The organism is Mycobacterium sp. IDUB_39 (assembly GCF_055419205.1).
In genome coordinates this window covers 692,543-708,424 of record NZ_JBVAXF010000002.1, presented here as the reverse complement: position 1 = coordinate 708,424, position 15,882 = coordinate 692,543, and the positions used below count along the sequence as shown (strand labels likewise).

Here is a 15,882-nt window from a genome sequence, read left to right as displayed (position 1 = left end):
TGCCACAGCCGCTGAGCGCTAGAGCACCTTGGACAGGAACTCCTGCAGCCGTGGATGTTTCGGGTTGTCGAATACCTCTGCGGGGGTGTCGTCCTCGACGATGTGACCGTCGGCCATGAAAAGAACTCGCGACGCCACCTCGCGCGCGAAGCCCATCTCGTGGGTGACCACCACCATCGTCATCCCGCCCTCGGCGAGGTCACGCAGCACCTGGAGTACGTCACCGACCATCTCGGGGTCCAGTGCACTGGTCGCCTCGTCGAACAGCATGATCGACGGATTCATCGCCAACGAGCGGGCAATGGCGACACGTTGCTTCTGACCGCCCGAGAGCGTGGCGGGCTTGACGTGAGCCTTCTCGGCAAGTCCTACCTGTCCGAGTAGTTCGAGTGCCTTCTTCTCCGCGGCGGCCTTGTTCATCTTCTTGGTCAACAGCGGTGCCAGCGTGACATTCTCGATCACCGTCATGTGCGGGAACAGGTTGAAGTGCTGGAACACCATGCCGATGTGCTGGCGCACCTGGTCGAGGTCCACCTTCGGGTCGGTGAGGTCGTAGTCGTCGACGACGACCTTGCCGCCGGTGATGTCCTCGAGCTTGTTGAGGCAGCGTAGGAACGTCGACTTCCCGGAGCCCGATGGCCCGATGACGCACACGACCTCGCCGTGGCTGACCGTCGTGTCGATGCCGTCGAGCACCACCAGGTCGCCGAAGGACTTCTTCAGACCCTCGATCCGGATCTTGACGGTGCCCGCGGGTTCGGCAGCCGCGGCTTCGGGGATGAGCTTGCTCATTTCACCATCCTCCTTTCGAGCCGGTCGGACAGTTTCGTCAGCGTCATGATGACGACGAAGTAGATGATGCCGATGATGAGCCACATCTTGAACGACTGGTAGTTGCCGGCGATGATGATCCGGCCGGTCTGCGTCAGTTCGGCGATGCCGATCACCGACAGGATCGACGTGTCCTTGAGTGTGATGACGAACTGGTTGATGTAGGAGGGGACCATCGTGCGGATCGCCTGCGGCAGGATCACCCTCCGCATGGTCGGCAGGTAGCCGATGCCGAGGCTGCGTGACGCCTCCATCTGCCCCTTGTCCACCGATTGGATTCCGCCGCGGACGATTTCGGTCATGTAGGCGCCGGCGTTGAGCGACAGGGTGATGATGCCCGCCATCAGCGCCGACATCTGGAACCCGAGCGCCGACGGGATGCCGAAGTAGATGAAGAAGGCCTGCACCAGAAGTGGCGTGCCGCGGAAGATGTCGACGAACGTGGTGCCGATGGCCCGCAGCCAGATCGATCGGGACACCCGGAACAGTCCGAAGATGACGCCGAGTATCAGCGCGAAGAAGATCGAGACGACCGTCAGGATGACGGTCATCTTGAGGCCTTCCAACAACAGTCGGTAGGTGCTCTCGATGAGTCCGAGGTACGAGTTGTCGTCGGTGGTCGCGGCCTCGCCGAGGTACGTGCTGACGATCTTGTCGTACTCGCCGGACGCCTTGAGGTTGTTCAGCCCGGTGTTGAACTTCTGCAGCAGCTCGGCGTTTCGCCCCTTGTTGACGGCGAACCCGTATCCAGTCGGGTCCTCCTTGGGTGTCACGGTCTTGAACCCGTTGCCTTGTGCGATGCCGTAGAGCAGCACCGGGTAGTCCTCGAAGACCGCCTGCGAGTTGCCCGTCTTCACTTCGTCGAACATTGTCGACGAGTCGGCGAAGGAGACGACGTCGAAGCCGTACTCGTCCTTGATCGAATTGGCGAAATCGGAGCCCTGGGTGCCGTTCTTGACGGCGACCCGCTTGCCCTTCAGGTCCGCGTAGGACTTGATTTCGTCGTTGGACTTCAGCACCGCCATCTGGACGCCGGACTCGAAGTACGGTTCGGAGAAGTCGAAGACCTTCTGCCGTTCGTCGGTTATCGACATGCCCGCGATGACACCGTCGACCTGATTGGCCTGTACGGCCTGCAGCGCGGCGTCGAAGCCGAGCGGCTTGATGTCAACCTCGAAGCCCTGATCCTTGGCGATGGCCCTGATGAGGTCCATGTCAATACCGACGAATTTGCCCTGCTTGTCCTGGAATTCGAACGGCGCGAAGGTCGTGTCGGTGGCGATGACGTAGGTCTCCCCCTGCGCGCTCGCCTGCGGTGAGGTGAACATCGCGGTGCCCAGCCCAGCGACAAGCATGGCGGCGAGAAGGAGTGCGAGCGGGCGCAGCGACGGCATGCGCCACCTCACCCGTCGACCGTTGACTAGCAGTGACCGACCGGTTCGCATGCGTGCGCTCCCATCGTGACGTTGGTGCGGGAAGTCTCACGCTAGCGGGACGGCGATGCTGTGGCGGCCGATTCGGTGGACGGCCCGGAAGCGCGCCGCGGAATCAGAGGCCGTCGGATCCGCCCGCGACGATGTAGGCCGTGATGACGTCGACCAGCGCCTGACGGTCCCGCGCGGTGTCCACGGGCGTGGGCCACACCATCTGTGCAACGACCAGTCCGCGCAACGTCGCCCAGATCAGATTGCCGATCTGCGCGGCGTTCGGGGCCGAGAGGCCCTCACCGAGGTGACGACCGAGTGTGGTGAGCCGGTCCATCAGGTTGGCGAGGTGGGTGTTGGCGACCGTGTCGCGCATGCCGCGGGTGGCGATCAGGATCTCCAGTGCGGCCATCGACACCGGGCTGGAGAACGCCTCCCACACCGCGTCGACGACCGTCGCGGTGCGTTGACCGACGGTCCACAGCGGATCCAGTTCGGGCAGCTCGGCCAGCGCATCGGCCAGTTCACCGAAACCCTTGTCCACCACGGCCATCAGTAGGCCATCCAGGTCGCCGAAGTGGTACTGGACCACGCCCCAGGTGACACCGGCGCGGCCGGTGATGTGCCTGACGCTGGGTGGCGCGAAGCCCTCCTCCAGGATGCACTGGACGGTCTCGTCGATGACGGTGTCCCGGGTGCGTTCGGCGCGCTCCTGGCGTCCGGTGGATGGTCGACGTGGCGCGGTCATCGGGTCGGTCTCACCACAGCACCCCGCGGGTGTGATCCGTTGGCCGTAGGTCACGGGCGGCCAGGATGCCGCTTGGGGCGCGGCAGGCCGCCTCGATGACGTTGACTGCGCGGGCAGCCGTGGCGATGACGCCGCCGTCGTTGTGGTCGATACCCGATGTCCCGACGTGTGCGTTGATCTCAATGCCCGGGCTGCCGCCGATCACGACTCGGTGCACGCCCGAACGCCCGTCGGGCGGATAGGCCCAGTCCGGCGCGGCGGCCGCGGTGAGCCGGTTGACGTGCTCCATGGTGATCACCACGTCACCGTCACGCACACCCTCGACGGCGAATCGCACCGCCGCGACCCGGCCGGGCTCGACGCGCATCATGGTGCAGTCGATCGGCTCGGGGGTGACCCACTTGTCGTGCCGCTCGCGAACCTCGTCCAGTTCGATGCCGAGGTCGTCAGCCAGGTTGCGTACCTGCGCACCCCACATCGAGTTCAGCACGCCGGGCGCGAACAAGATTGGGGTGTGATCAGGTGTGGTGCCGAAACCGAAACTCACACCGGTGAATTCGGCGTCGTCGTAGCTGCCGTAATCGCAGATCTCCTGGACGGTTATCGACGTGGCCCTGGCTGCCAGACTCAGCGCCGTGTGGACCAGGGTGTCGCCGGAGAAGCCGGGATCGATTCCGTTGACGTACAGGGTCGCATCGCCGTCTGCGCACGCCTTCGCCAACGGTTCGCGCAGCCACTGGTCGGCGTGATCGGGCGCGACGAGCCAGACGAACGACGTGCCGACGACGTTGGTCCCCGCGCGAAGGAATCTGGTGATCTGGTCGAGCGCCTCGTGGGGCCGGGTCTCGGCCTGTGAGGTGTAGACGACGCAGTCCGCGCCGAGTGCCACCAGCGCGTCGAGATCGTCGGTCGCCGTGATGCCCGTCGGCGTGTACAGGCCGCAGAGGTCTGCGGCGTCACGCCCGAGCTTGTCGGGTCCGGCGGCGTGGACGCCGACGAGTTCGAGGTCGGGCCGTTCGATGATGCTGCGCAGGGCGTGCCTGCCGACGTTGCCGGTGGAGAACTGGATGACGCGACGTGACATGGCGGGCTCCCTCAGAGCAGATCTGTGATGGTCTTCAGGCCGGCGTCGTAGAGCACGCCGGGCAGCATCCCGCCGTCCATCTCGATCGTGGTGCCGTTGATGTAATCGGCTGCGCCGGAGGCGAGGAAGACACACGTCCGACCGACCTCGGCCGGTTCGCCACCGCGCTTGAGCGGGATGGGGTCGAAGTACTGCGCACCGGTCGGATCGTCCTTGGGCAGCACGAACGAGCGGAAGTTGTCGGTGATCGTCGGTCCCAATGCCACGCAGTTGACCCGCACCCGCGGTCCCCACTCCTGTGCCAGCGAGCGGGTCATGTGGTTGAGCCCGGACTTCGCCGCGCCGTAGGAGACCAGGGTCGGCGACCCGGCCGGATGGCCCGCTCCGCTGGAGATGTTGATGATGCATCCGGTGCCGTCCTGCGTCTTCATCTGACGTTGGGCGCGGATGGCGAACCACAGCGGGCTGATCAGATTCATCTGGATGGCGAACGCGTGAAACAGCACGGTGCGCTCATAGTCGTCCTCGGAGCGGGGCGCACCCTGGATGCGCGACACCAGGGCCGGGACGTCCTCGACCTGCGGGGCGGGGACGGTGCCTCCGGCGTTGTTCACCAGGATGTCGACGCGCCCGAACCGGTCCACGACCTGAGTCACCAGGGCGTCGATTGCCAGGTGATCGGCCTGGTCGCAGACCAACTGGAGAGATCGGTCCGACCACCCCGGCTCGTCGTCGGCGCCGGGCAGGCCGTCCAACGGGGAACGCGAGCAACCGACAACCGTCGCGCCCGCCCGCAGCAGTTCGTGGGCGATGCCGACGCCGACGCCCCTGCTGGTCCCGGTGACGATCGCGATCTTGCCGTCGAGTGTGCCCATGCCCGCGCTCCCTTGCGTCGTTCGGACCGATGACGCAAAGAATTACACGTGTAATCATTTTGGGCAAGGGAATCAGGCGGAGCATGCTGGCGTCGTAACTCCTGACAGGCACCATCGCCTCGACCCGAAGGACAGCACATGCGCGTTGGAGTGGTGTTTCCTCAGACCGAGCTCGGCGGTGACGCCGGTGCCGTCCGCGCCTACGCGCAGCGAGTCGAGGAACTCGGGTACACCCACGTGCTGGCCTACGACCACGTCGTCGGCGCCGATCCGACCGTTCACGAGGGCTGGAACGGGCCGTACGACGTGCACACCACGTTCCACGAGCCGCTGGTGATGTTCGGCTATCTCGCGGCGATCACCACAACGGTGGAACTGGTCACCGGGGTGATCATCCTGCCGCAGCGCCAGACTGCGCTGGTCGCCAAGCAGGCCGCCGAGGTCGACCTGCTCAGCGGTGGGCGACTTCGGCTTGGCGTCGGAATAGGTTGGAACGCCGTGGAATACGAGGCGCTGGGCGAGGACTTCTCCAACCGCGGCAAGCGGTCGGCCGAGCAGATCGAGCTGCTGCGCCTGCTGTGGTCCGACCAGACCGTCACCTTCGACGGCAGCTTCCACAAGGTGACCGGCGCCGGCCTGGCGCCACTGCCCGTCCAGCGGCCGATCCCCGTGTGGATCGGGGCCGCGTCAGAGGCCGGCTACCGACGCATCGGGCGGCTGGCCGACGGCTGGTTCCCGATGATGGGGCCGGGTTCCGGCCTCGACTACGCCCGCGGCATCGTCGAGAAGGCCGCCGTGGCGGCGGGCCGCGATCCCGCCGCGATCGGCATGGAGGGCCGAGCGTCCTGGAGCGGGGACGACGACGCCGCGATCAGTGAGGTGACGGCCTGGGCCGACGCCGGCGCGACGCACCTGTCGATCAACACCATGGGCGCCGGCCTCACGACCGTGGACGACCACCTCGCCGTGCTGGCGAGAGTGGCCGAAGCCCTCCCCAACGTCTAGCGCTTCGGCAGGATTGGACGATATGACCACCCCGCAGCCGGACTACCCGCCGATGGCGGCGGCCAGAGGTCGCGTCGAGCCCGCACCTCGACGGGTTCGCGGCTTCCTCGACAACGATTTGGTGTTCGACACGACCGCGGCGCGGTACGTGTGGGAGGTGCCGTACTACCCGCAGTACTACATCCCGCGCTCCGACGTCCACCCGGAGTTCCTGCGCGATGAGAACCATCCGCAGAAGGTGCAATTCGGTGCGTCGCACCTCTTCTCGTTGGTCGGATCCGACCGCGCGCACGAGTCCGCCGTCCGCGTGTTCGACGACGGTGACGGCCCCGTCGCCGGCCTGGTGCGATTCGAGTGGGACCACCTCACGTGGTTCGAGGAGGACGAGCCGATCTACGGGCACCCGCGCAATCCCTATTCCCGTGTCGACGCGCTGCGCTCGCACCGCCACATCCGGATCGAACTCGACGGCGTGCGGCTCGCCAACACCAGCAGCCCGGTACTGCTCTTCGAAACTGGTTTGCCGACAAGGTATTACATCGATCGGTCGGATGTCTCCTTCGAGCATCTGGTCCCGTCGGACACCCAGACGCTGTGCCCGTACAAGGGCGTGACGTCGGGCTACTGGTCGGTGCGCATCGGCGAGACGACATACCCCGACCTCGCGTGGACCTACCACTACCCACTGCCCGCCGTCGCGCGGATCACCGGCCTGGTGGCGTTCTACAACGAGAAGGTGGACATCACGGTCGACGGCGTGCCGCTGGCGCGCCCTCAGACGCACTTCAGCTGAGCCCTTCGCGCGAGCAGGCCCTGTGCGCGCTACGCCGGACAGACGTCCGGCGAGTCGGCCCGAACGGGCGCGTTCGCCGGCAACGTGTAGTTGACCACCACACTGGCGTCGACCGCGCCGTCGTTGGCGACACGATGCGCAACGCCGGCCGGAATGAACACCACCTGCCCCTGCCCGTAATGGGTGACGGCGCACTGCGGCGCGGACTCCAGCGCGACGGCACCACCGGTGATCACCGAGTACTCCGGCCCCGGATGGGTGTGCCAGCCACTGTGGGCGCCTGGAGCGAGCACCAGGGACTGCACCAGAACGGTCGTCGGCTCGCCACCCTCGGTGACGATCGAGATCGGCGCGGCGGTCTCCCCCTGGGCCAGATCGGTGCGCGCGACGTCCCCTTCGCCCGGGGTCGCCATGGCGGGCCCGGTACCGACGCTCAGGATCGTCGCGCCCACGGCCGCGACAAGGCAGAGCCCTCGACGTCCTCGAGTCAGCATGTGGCTCCCTTCGCTAGTTCTCAGGCCAAGCGTCGCTCAACGGCGCGCGACTCGTCGGCGAAATCCACGCACGACGACGCGAGACAGCGCCCCAAAAGCCTCCCCAAAGTCCGCTCAATATTCACATCGAGTTTGCTGTAATTGATCATCAGCAATTTAACTAGCTCGTCAAAACTATTCGGCGGTTCCGCCATTGACGTCTTGGTTCACGGTAACCGTCAGCAAATCATCAATCCATCGTGTGCTCGACACCCTTGATTCCGTCGATTCGATCCAGGCCGACTGTCCGGCGGATTCCTCCAGCCACGGGCCAGCCGTCTCACCAGCCCTGACGCGCCACTAAGCAGCAATAATGTGACCACTGACGCCCCGGACCCTTGCGTGCCTCGACCACGTGCCCAATGGGTCACTACGGCGCCGACGGTCGATCGAGCCCGTCATTCAAGATCAATGTCGGTGCGGCATAGCCATTCGCAAATACTTCTCAATACCAACGGATCAATGAGACCAAAGGAATGTTTCCGCGATTAGTGATCCGCATGAGGATCAGTGGTAACTTTTTAGCATCCAATCAGATAGTTGCTATCAAGGGGAACGGGTCATGGCACATCATCACAATTCGGTCGGACGTAGGTTCGTGACGGGCGTAGCGGTTGCAGGAGGTGCGGTTGCCGTCGCGGCCGGTATGACGCTCGCCGGTGCGGGTACCGCCGCTGCAGACAACCAACACAACGTCGTCACGAACACCGGCAACAAGGTCGCCCCGAAGAGCGCGACGGCCTCGGCGGCGAACAGTTCCAGCGACAACATCTTCACCCGTGTCGGCACTGTCATCTCCAATGCTCAGATTCAGTTGGGTACCGCGGGCACCAATGCGATCTCGCAGACCGGCACGGCAATCCAGAACGGCCAGGTTCAGCTGGGTACCGCAGGCAACAACGCGATCTCACAGGTGGGCACCGCAGGCAACAACGCGATCTCGCAGGTGGGCAAGGCAGGAAACGGACTGCTCAAGGGCATCGGCGGCCTGTTCAACAGGGGGTAGCTCTTCGGCCCGACAGAGGCGGCTGTGCACCTAGGGGCGCAGCCGCCTTTGCGCACGCTCAGTACCGCCATGGCATAGGTCGGCTCGTTGGCGAGTTTGCTGCAGGCCCGACGGTGCGGGGCTTAGGATGAGGCCGAATCGGCGCGCTCAGCAAGTGCGCCTCGGCAGGAAGAGAGTGGGTCGGCGCCCCGTGACTGGACAATCGGCACGGTGGCAGGCCACCGCCCGCCTCCTGCGTCGCGCAGGATTCGGCGCAACGGGAACCCAGATCGACGCCCTCGAGAATCAGGACCTCTCGGCTCACCTGGACACGATCCTTGCCCTGGACCCCGACCGCGACCCCGGTGCGCTGGCAACCCCACGCCCCATAGCGGTGACGCCCTCCGCTCCTGGCGATGGCGTGAGCGCGACTGCGCTCGACGCCTTCACTGGCACGCTGGCCGATCAGATGCACGACCTCACCGTGTGGTGGGTGCGCCGAATGGTCAGCGTCCAAGAGCCCATCCACGAGAAGTTGACCCTGTTGTGGCACAACCACTTCGCCACATCAGCGCAGAAGGTGCCCGTGGCCGAGTGGATGGGCGCACAGAATCAGACGTTGCGCACACTCAAGCTCGGCGACTTCCGCACGCTGGCGGTGGCGATGCTCAGCGACGCGGCGATGCTGTACTGGCTCGACGGCGTCGGGAACAGCGCGGCAAAACCCAACGAGAACCTGTCGCGCGAGTTCATGGAGCTGTTCACGCTCGGACACGCCAACGGCTACACCGAGGCCGACGTGCGAGAGGGTGCACGCACGCTCACCGGTTGGTACATCGGGCACGGCGGCCGCGCCACGCTGGCCTGGGATCAGCACGACTCGACCGTCAAGACCGTGCTGGGCCGCACCGGCAACTTCAGTCACGACGAGTTCTGCGACGTCGTGCTGGACCAACCGCAGTCGGCCACCTTCGTTGCTAGCCGCCTGTGGCGACAACTGGCGTCTGACAACCCACCCGCGCCGGCGGTGCTGAATCGGCTCGTCGCCGCATACGGTCCGCGCCGCGACCTCAAGGCGTTGACGAAGGCAATCCTGTTGGACCCCGAGTTCGCCGCATCCTCCGGCACCGTCGTATCCACCCCCGTCGAGTGGATGGTGGGGGTGATGAGGTCGCTGAAGGTACCGCTGAACGACACCCAGCTGATGGACGCGACGCTGGTGGCACTGACGGTGATGCGCCAGCGCCCCTTCTATCCCCCCGACGTCAACGGGTGGCCATACGGCCACGCATGGCTGTCGACCATCAGCACAGCGGCACGGGTGTGGGCGGCCGAGAAGTTCTCCGGGCTGGGTGACCTGTCGATCGTCGACGAGGCAGCCGGCACCGATCGGCTCGACGCGGCCGGGTATCTGATCGGCGTGGGCGCGTGGACCGACAGCACCGCCGCTGCGCTCAAGGACGTTGCCGACGACCCTCGTCGACTGATCGCCGCCGCCGTCAACACTCCCGAATACCTGACTGCATAGTGGATCTCGACAATGACTGACTGGAACCGACGCAAGTTCCTCATCGCCGGCGCCGGCGTCGGTGCCGCAGGCCTGCTGTCGGGTGTCGCTGCCATCACGCTTCCCGACCTCCTCGACGCGGGTCGGCAGCGGCCTTTGCCGCCCAAGAGCGGCATCCTGGTGATCGTCTCGCTGTACGGCGGCAATGACGGGATCAACACCGTTATCCCTTACGCCGACAACGCCTATCACGACGCGCGACCCGACCTTGCCTACGCACCCGAGGAGGTCCTGCCGCTCGATGGCCAGCTCGGCCTCAACCCCGCGCTGAAGGGGATGTTCGGTATGTGGCAGCACGATCATCTGGCCATCATTCGGGGTGTCGGCTATCCGAAGCCCGACCGCAGCCACTTCCGGTCGATGGACATCTGGCAGACTGCCTCACCGAGGGACCCGGTGCCCACCGGGTGGATCGGCCGATGGCTTGACACCACCGGTGATGATCCGCTGCGGGCCTTGAACATTGGCGCCGTTCTGCCACTCATGGCGATCGGCGAGAAACAGGTGGCCTCGGCGTTATCGGAGACCATCCCCCGGATCCCCACGGGAATCACCGATACGCTCACCGCGCTGGGCGCTGATGATCCACGCGACACTCCGGCGATGCGGGCGGTGCGGAACAGCTACCGTGCGACCGCGGTCACCGAGCCCGAATTCGGCAGGGTCATCAAGGGAGTCGACCCGACGGCGGCGGGCAGGAACGCCGACGTCGACTCCCTGTCGGCGCAGCTGGACGTGGTCGCACGATGCGTGAAGGCGGCCGTACCGACCCGGGTGTACATGGTGTCGCTGTTGGGGTTCGACACCCACGCCGACGAACGAGGCACTCAGGAGAATCTGCTGCGGACTCTCGACGAGGCCGTCACGCCGTTCCTGCAGCAGATGCGCAACAACACGTATGGACGCAACCTCGTCGTGATGGCCTATTCGGAGTTCGGCCGTCGCGTCGCGGCCAACGCCTCACAGGGGACGGACCACGGCGCGGCCGGTCCGGTGTTCCTCATGGGGGCACCGGTCAAGGGCGGGTTCTACGGCGACGAACCCAGCCTGACCGAACTCGATGACGGCGACCTCAAGTCCACGACCGACTTTCGCGACGTCTACCACGAACTGTTGAGCAAGACCTTGCACGCGGACCCGACCCCATCTATCGGCACGGGACGCCGCGATCTCGGATTCCTCTGATCTACAACACCTCTCAGACGCGGCTGGTCACGAACTCCACCGCCTGCTGGACCATTCCGTTGGCCGGGTAGGAGTTGTGAGCCGCGAAGTCCAGCCCGTCCGAACAGATCGGATCGTTGGCCGCGCACATGCTGATCGTCTTCGATGTGAAGGCGTCGCCCACCGGGATGTTCGGCTGACCGATGAAGCCGAGGAAGCGCGCGTTCGGCTTGCCGAACAACGCAACCGCGGCGACGCGGTCGGCGACGTCGGGAGCAAGGGGCGTCGTCTGTCCGAAGGCATACGAATTCGGTGGCACCCCATCGGCGTCGGCGGTCACGATCTGCGCCACCGCGGCCCCCTGGGAGAACCCGCCGAGCACGACCTTGGTCTTCGGGCAGTCCGCAGCGGTCTGGCGGATGCGTGCGCCGGCATCGTTGACCCCGATGAGACCAGTGGGCCAGTTGTCTATCGCCGGGTAGTTGACCGGATAGAGTTCGACCGATCGATTCCCCACCTGGGCCCGCAACAAGTCGGTGAAGTCCTGCCCGACAAACCCCGGGCCCGCGGGTTCGGTGGTGCCGCGCGCGAAGACCACCTCGATGTCGGGACACGCGACCGCCGACGCGATCGGCTGTCCCCACGGCAGTAGAACGGTGGCGCCCGCGCCGACGACGGCTGCAGCGAGAAGCCCGAAGATCCCACGATGCTTAGAACGGCGAATCATTCGTCCATGGTGTCACAGCGGCGGACAGAGGCGCAGCCCCCCTGAGCCCGTCGGAATGCAGCGGGGCCACGTCCCCGTGAAATCTGCACCCATCGCAATCGCCGCGGCGCGGTCGGCATTGGACCCGAAAGTTGTTGCGAACGGGATCAATTCATTGTCTGGATTCAATCCAGAAGAATTGACGTTTCCGTAGACGGCGGGCGGGTATGCCGCGGACTAACCAATAGGAGGTAGAACGAAATGCCTGTTTGGATTTGGATTGTGGTCGCGGCAGCCGTCGTGATCTTCGTCGGCGCGATGGTCATCGCCAGCAGAAGTCGCCGCAACACCGACCGGCTCAAGGAGCGGTTCGGTCCCGAGTACGACCGAACCGTGTCCGAGACTGGCGACGAGAAGGCGGCCGAGAAGGAACTCGTCTCTCGCGAGCGGAAACGCGACAAGCTCGACATTCACCCCCTGACCCCCGCCGCCTTGGACGGCTATGTCATCCGCTGGCGGGCGGTTCAGACCGCGTTCGTCGATCATCCATCGGAGGCGGTCGCAGAGGCCGACCTGCTGGTCACCGAGGTCATGCGCGAGCGCGGCTATCCGGTCGACGACTTCGACCGCCAGGCAGCCGATATCTCGGTGGATCATCCGACGATCGTCGAGAACTACCGCGCCGCACACGACATCCAACTAGCCCAGCAGAGGGGCGATGTCGGTACCGAGCAACAGCGCCAGGCGTTCGTCCACTACCGCGCACTGTTCACGAAGTTGCTCGAAACAAAGCAGGACAAGTCACAGGAGGCAAGCGCATGACCACCCACGATCAGGACACCGATCGCACCCCGGCCGAAGACAGCGGCCGGCCCACTGAGCGCCGTGACCAGGAGACCGAACGCGTCGAACCATCGTCGGAACGCGTCGCCCAACCGTCGACCACGTCGGCGGAACCGACCACCGTGCAGGATGAATCGACACCCGTGCCCGCGAACGGCGCCGGTCAGACGTCCACGGCATCGACCGATCAGGATCTCTTCGCCAATGACGAGCTGGCGGGTCTCCGTGCCCGCTGGGACAACGTCCAGGCAGGCTTCGTCGATGATCCGAAGGAGTGCGTCCAGAAGGCCGACGGCCTGGTCTCTGACCTTGTCGAACAGCTCACTGCGGGCTTCTCGCACGCGCGCTCGCGACTCGAAGAGCAGTGGGCTCGCGGCGAGGAGGCCTCGACTGAGGACCTGCGCATCGCGCTCAAGCGCTACCGCGAGTTCTTCGAGCGGTTGCTCGCGGTGTGAGATGACGGCGTCTCGATGACTGCGCCCGGCAGCGCCGTGGAGTAGGTCCCGCCGCCGATGAGTGACTTGGGTCACATGCGGGTACTCGACGCTGGTTGGTTTACACGACGACCTCGGAGGTCCCCATGAGCGCGGTGCCCACTCTCAAGAAAGCGCTCAGCCAACGTCAGCTGACGATGATCGCCATCGGCGGCGTCATCGGAGCAGGTCTTTTCGTCGGCTCCGGCGTGGTCATCGGCGATACCGGCCCAGGGGCGTTCATCACCTACGGCATGGCCGGCGTGCTGATCATCATGGTGATGCGGATGCTGGCCGAGATGGCGGTCGCGAACCCGTCCACCGGATCCTTCGCGGACTACTCGCGCAACGCCCTAGGCAACTGGGCGGGGTTCTCCGTCGGGTGGTTGTACTGGTACTTCTGGGTCATCGTGGTCGGCTTCGAGGCGATCGCGGGCGCCAAGATCGTCCAGTACTGGATCGACGTACCGTTATGGCTCTCCGCATTGATCTTCATGGTTCTGATGACCGCGACCAACCTCTTCTCGGTGGCCTCCTACGGTGAGTTCGAGTTCTGGTTCGCTGGCATCAAGGTGGCCGCGATCATCGCGTTCATCGCGTTGGGCGCCGCGTTCATCTTCGGTCTGTGGCCCGACAAATCGGCTGACTTCTCGAACCTGACTAGTCACGGCGGGTTCATGCCGTTCGGCTTCAGCGTCATCACCGTCGGCATCGTCACCGTCATCTTCTCGATGGTCGGCGCCGAGATCGCGACCATCGCGGCCGCCGAGTCTGCGGATCCAGAGCGAGCGGTGGCCAAAGCCGCCAACTCGGTGATTCTGCGAATCCTGGTGTTCTACGTGGGAGCGGTGTTCGTCCTGGTGACCATCGTGCCGTGGAACGACGAGAGCGTTGCTGCGTCCCCATTCGTCGCTGCCTTCACCGAGATGGGAATTCCCTACGCAGACCACGTGATGAACGCCGTGGTGCTGACGGCGGTACTGAGCTGCCTCAACTCGGGCATGTACACCGCCTCGCGAATGCTCTTCGTGCTCGCTGCGCGACGGGAGGCACCGCCCGCGCTGGTGCGGGTGACCCGTCGCGGCGTGCCGATGAACGCGATCCTGGCGTCCTCGGTGGTCGGATTCCTGTGCATCATCGCCGCTGCGGCCTCCCCGGACACGATCTTCGCGTTCCTGCTCAACTCGAGTGGCGCGATCATCCTGTTCGTCTACCTGCTCATCGCGATCTCCCAGATCGTGCTGCGTTACCGCACTCCCGACTCCGAGCTGCGGGTCAAGATGTGGTTGTTCCCAGCGCTTTCCATCCTCACGGCGTTGGGAATCGTGGCCATTCTGGTGCAGATGTTCATCGACGAGGCGCTACGGTCCCAGCTGGTGCTGAGCCTGCTGTCCTGGGCCGTCGTGATACTGCTCTTCGTGGCGAACAAGTGGTTTGTCAAACGTCGGCCGGCCGAACCCGAGGAAGCCCCGTCGGGCGCACCGCATCGCGTGCTGGTGCTGGCCAATCAGACGGTCGACTCCGATGAGCTGCTCGACGAGCTGCGTCGCATCGGAGCCGATCGGGAAGCGCAGTACATGGTCGTGGTGCCGGCCAGCCCCGTCGATACCGGTGCCGCGGCCACGCACGGACCGCGCGACGTCACGGAGGCCACGCAGGAGGCGGCGACGGCCAGGCTCGACGCCACGTTGTCTGCATTGCACAGCCATAACCTCAACGCGGAAGGCGAACTGGGTGACTACCGGCCGCTGCGCGCTCTGGACCACGCCGTCGCGAAGTTCGGTCCGGACCAGATAGTGATCTCGACACTGCCGCCCGAGTTCTCGGTCTGGCAGCGGTTCGACGTCATCGACCGTGCCCGCGCCCAGTTCAAGATGCCGGTGACGCACGTGGTCGCGAAGTCTGTTGTGGTTAACCAGGTACCACGATGACGATCATCGCCGGCTTCAGCGCGAGCCGTCAGGGGACGGCACCGCTGCACCTGGCCGCGCAGCTGGCGCGTTGCACGGGCGCCAGGATCGTGGCGGCGGCGATCGTCGAGCGTCCTTGGCCTCCGAAGCAGGATCCCGTAGAGGACGAGTACCTGAACTACATTGGTATGCAGGCCAAGAAGTCACTCAAACGCATGGCCGACCAGCTCCCCGACGATCTTGACGTATGGCAGGTGGTGCACCAGGCCACATCCATCCCGGAGGGGCTGACCGAACTCGCGGCCGAGATGAGCGCGGAAATCGTCGTCGTCGGCTCGTCGTCATCCGGTCTGCTCGGCAGGGTCGCCCTGGGCAGCGTCACCGACCGCCTCGTCCACACCGCCGCGGTCCCCGTGGCGATCGCGCCTCGAGGATATCCGGGGCATCCCGGCCGGATTGATCGGTTGACCGTGGCCTATGGGGGGCAGGCGGACGCGGTCGGCTTGGTCGCGACGAGCGCGGAACTGGCTCAGCGTTGGTCGGCGCGACTGCGGATCGTCTCCTTCACCGTGCGACCGGTCACGATGTTCAGTGGCGCGATTGAACCGGCCGCCGAGGATCTCGTCGTGAAGCAGTGGGCACGGCGGACCCACGAGGGCATCGTCGCGCAACTGGAGAAGGTCCGATCGGATATCGACACCCTCGACGCCGAGGTGGTGATCGGGGCGGGTCCGACGTGGCGTGACGCGGTCGATGCCGTCGAGTGGGGGGCCGGCGACATCCTCGTGCTGGGTTCTGGCGCAGCCGGACCGGCAGCTCAGGTGTTCCTGGGTTCGGCAGCGGCGCGAATTCTTCGGCATGCGCCGGTGGCGACGATGATCGTGCCGCGGCGTGAGATGAAAGCCACCTGACAGGCGAAGTCACGCCCGCCGCGGTCTGAA

16 protein-coding genes are annotated in these 15,882 nt (G+C 65.4%); 9 read left to right on the top strand and 7 right to left on the bottom strand.

Annotation, left to right across the window (positions count from 1 at the left end; translation table 11 throughout):
* Window positions 1-18 precede the first annotated feature (18 nt).
* From ACZY0X_RS09695 to ACZY0X_RS09675, 5 genes are all read right to left on the bottom strand, one after another.
* Window positions 19-792, bottom strand: coding sequence for an amino acid ABC transporter ATP-binding protein (locus tag ACZY0X_RS09695; RefSeq protein ID WP_354523346.1), 774 nt, complete (start codon window positions 790-792; stop codon window positions 19-21).
* The gene (locus ACZY0X_RS09690; protein WP_463770594.1) at window positions 789-2,186 is read right to left on the bottom strand and encodes an amino acid ABC transporter substrate-binding protein/permease; all 1,398 of its coding nucleotides are present in this window, start codon (window positions 2,184-2,186) and stop codon (window positions 789-791) included. The genes ACZY0X_RS09695 and ACZY0X_RS09690 overlap by 4 nt, the downstream gene beginning before the upstream one ends.
* Window positions 2,187-2,379: 193 nt before the next feature.
* Window positions 2,380-3,003: a TetR/AcrR family transcriptional regulator gene (locus ACZY0X_RS09685; RefSeq protein ID WP_463769782.1), complete on the bottom strand. Its 624-nt coding sequence runs from the start codon at window positions 3,001-3,003 to the stop codon at window positions 2,380-2,382.
* Between the two features lie 10 nt (window positions 3,004-3,013).
* Window positions 3,014-4,087: an NAD(P)H-dependent amine dehydrogenase family protein gene (locus ACZY0X_RS09680; protein WP_463769780.1), complete on the bottom strand. Its 1,074-nt coding sequence runs from the start codon at window positions 4,085-4,087 to the stop codon at window positions 3,014-3,016.
* Between the two features lie 11 nt (window positions 4,088-4,098).
* Window positions 4,099-4,962: an SDR family NAD(P)-dependent oxidoreductase gene (locus tag ACZY0X_RS09675; RefSeq protein ID WP_463769778.1), complete on the bottom strand. Its 864-nt coding sequence runs from the start codon at window positions 4,960-4,962 to the stop codon at window positions 4,099-4,101.
* Between the two features lie 138 nt (window positions 4,963-5,100).
* Here ACZY0X_RS09675 and ACZY0X_RS09670 point away from each other — a divergent pair, with 138 nt between their 5' ends.
* The gene (locus tag ACZY0X_RS09670) at window positions 5,101-5,967 is read left to right on the top strand and encodes an LLM class F420-dependent oxidoreductase (protein ID WP_463769776.1); all 867 of its coding nucleotides are present in this window, start codon (window positions 5,101-5,103) and stop codon (window positions 5,965-5,967) included.
* A gap of 22 nt (window positions 5,968-5,989) precedes the next feature.
* Entirely contained in the window at window positions 5,990-6,760 is a 771-nt protein-coding gene (locus ACZY0X_RS09665) for a DUF427 domain-containing protein (RefSeq protein ID WP_463769774.1), read from the top strand.
* A gap of 29 nt (window positions 6,761-6,789) precedes the next feature.
* On the opposite strand, the gene ACZY0X_RS09660 is transcribed toward ACZY0X_RS09665, so the two are convergent.
* A complete protein-coding gene (locus ACZY0X_RS09660) occupies window positions 6,790-7,254 on the bottom strand; it encodes a cupin domain-containing protein (RefSeq protein ID WP_463769772.1) in 465 nt (154 codons plus the stop codon).
* 637 nt (window positions 7,255-7,891) lie between these two features.
* Here ACZY0X_RS09660 and ACZY0X_RS09655 point away from each other — a divergent pair.
* The 3 genes from ACZY0X_RS09655 to ACZY0X_RS09645 all read left to right on the top strand — a co-directional run bounded on the left by ACZY0X_RS09655 (window position 7,892) and on the right by ACZY0X_RS09645 (window position 11,030).
* Window positions 7,892-8,299 (top strand): hypothetical protein, encoded by a 408-nt coding sequence (locus ACZY0X_RS09655; protein WP_463769770.1) that lies wholly within the window; start codon window positions 7,892-7,894, stop codon window positions 8,297-8,299.
* Between the two features lie 190 nt (window positions 8,300-8,489).
* Entirely contained in the window at window positions 8,490-9,806 is a 1,317-nt protein-coding gene (locus ACZY0X_RS09650; RefSeq protein WP_463769768.1) for a DUF1800 domain-containing protein, read from the top strand.
* Window positions 9,807-9,818: 12 nt separating this feature from the next.
* Window positions 9,819-11,030, top strand: a complete 1,212-nt coding sequence (locus ACZY0X_RS09645) for a DUF1501 domain-containing protein (protein ID WP_463769766.1) — start codon at window positions 9,819-9,821, stop codon at window positions 11,028-11,030.
* Between the two features lie 13 nt (window positions 11,031-11,043).
* On the opposite strand, the gene ACZY0X_RS09640 is transcribed toward ACZY0X_RS09645, so the two are convergent.
* Window positions 11,044-11,736: a cutinase family protein gene (locus tag ACZY0X_RS09640; protein ID WP_463769764.1), complete on the bottom strand. Its 693-nt coding sequence runs from the start codon at window positions 11,734-11,736 to the stop codon at window positions 11,044-11,046.
* Window positions 11,737-11,976: 240 nt separating this feature from the next.
* Here ACZY0X_RS09640 and ACZY0X_RS09635 point away from each other — a divergent pair, with 240 nt between their 5' ends.
* The 4 genes from ACZY0X_RS09635 to ACZY0X_RS09620 all read left to right on the top strand — a co-directional run bounded on the left by ACZY0X_RS09635 (window position 11,977) and on the right by ACZY0X_RS09620 (window position 15,852).
* On the top strand, window positions 11,977-12,537 hold the full coding sequence (locus ACZY0X_RS09635; RefSeq protein ID WP_463769762.1) for a hypothetical protein: 561 nt from the start codon (window positions 11,977-11,979) through the stop codon (window positions 12,535-12,537).
* On the top strand, window positions 12,534-13,013 hold the full coding sequence (locus ACZY0X_RS09630) for a hypothetical protein (RefSeq protein WP_463769760.1): 480 nt from the start codon (window positions 12,534-12,536) through the stop codon (window positions 13,011-13,013). The genes ACZY0X_RS09635 and ACZY0X_RS09630 overlap by 4 nt, the downstream gene beginning before the upstream one ends.
* Window positions 13,014-13,138: 125 nt before the next feature.
* Window positions 13,139-14,962 carry an amino acid permease gene (locus tag ACZY0X_RS09625; RefSeq protein WP_463769758.1) on the top strand — a complete coding sequence of 608 codons (1,824 nt, stop codon included), beginning with the start codon at window positions 13,139-13,141 and terminating at the stop codon, window positions 14,960-14,962.
* The gene (locus ACZY0X_RS09620) at window positions 14,959-15,852 is read left to right on the top strand and encodes a universal stress protein (protein ID WP_463769756.1); all 894 of its coding nucleotides are present in this window, start codon (window positions 14,959-14,961) and stop codon (window positions 15,850-15,852) included. The genes ACZY0X_RS09625 and ACZY0X_RS09620 overlap by 4 nt, the downstream gene beginning before the upstream one ends.
* Window positions 15,853-15,882 lie beyond the last annotated feature (30 nt).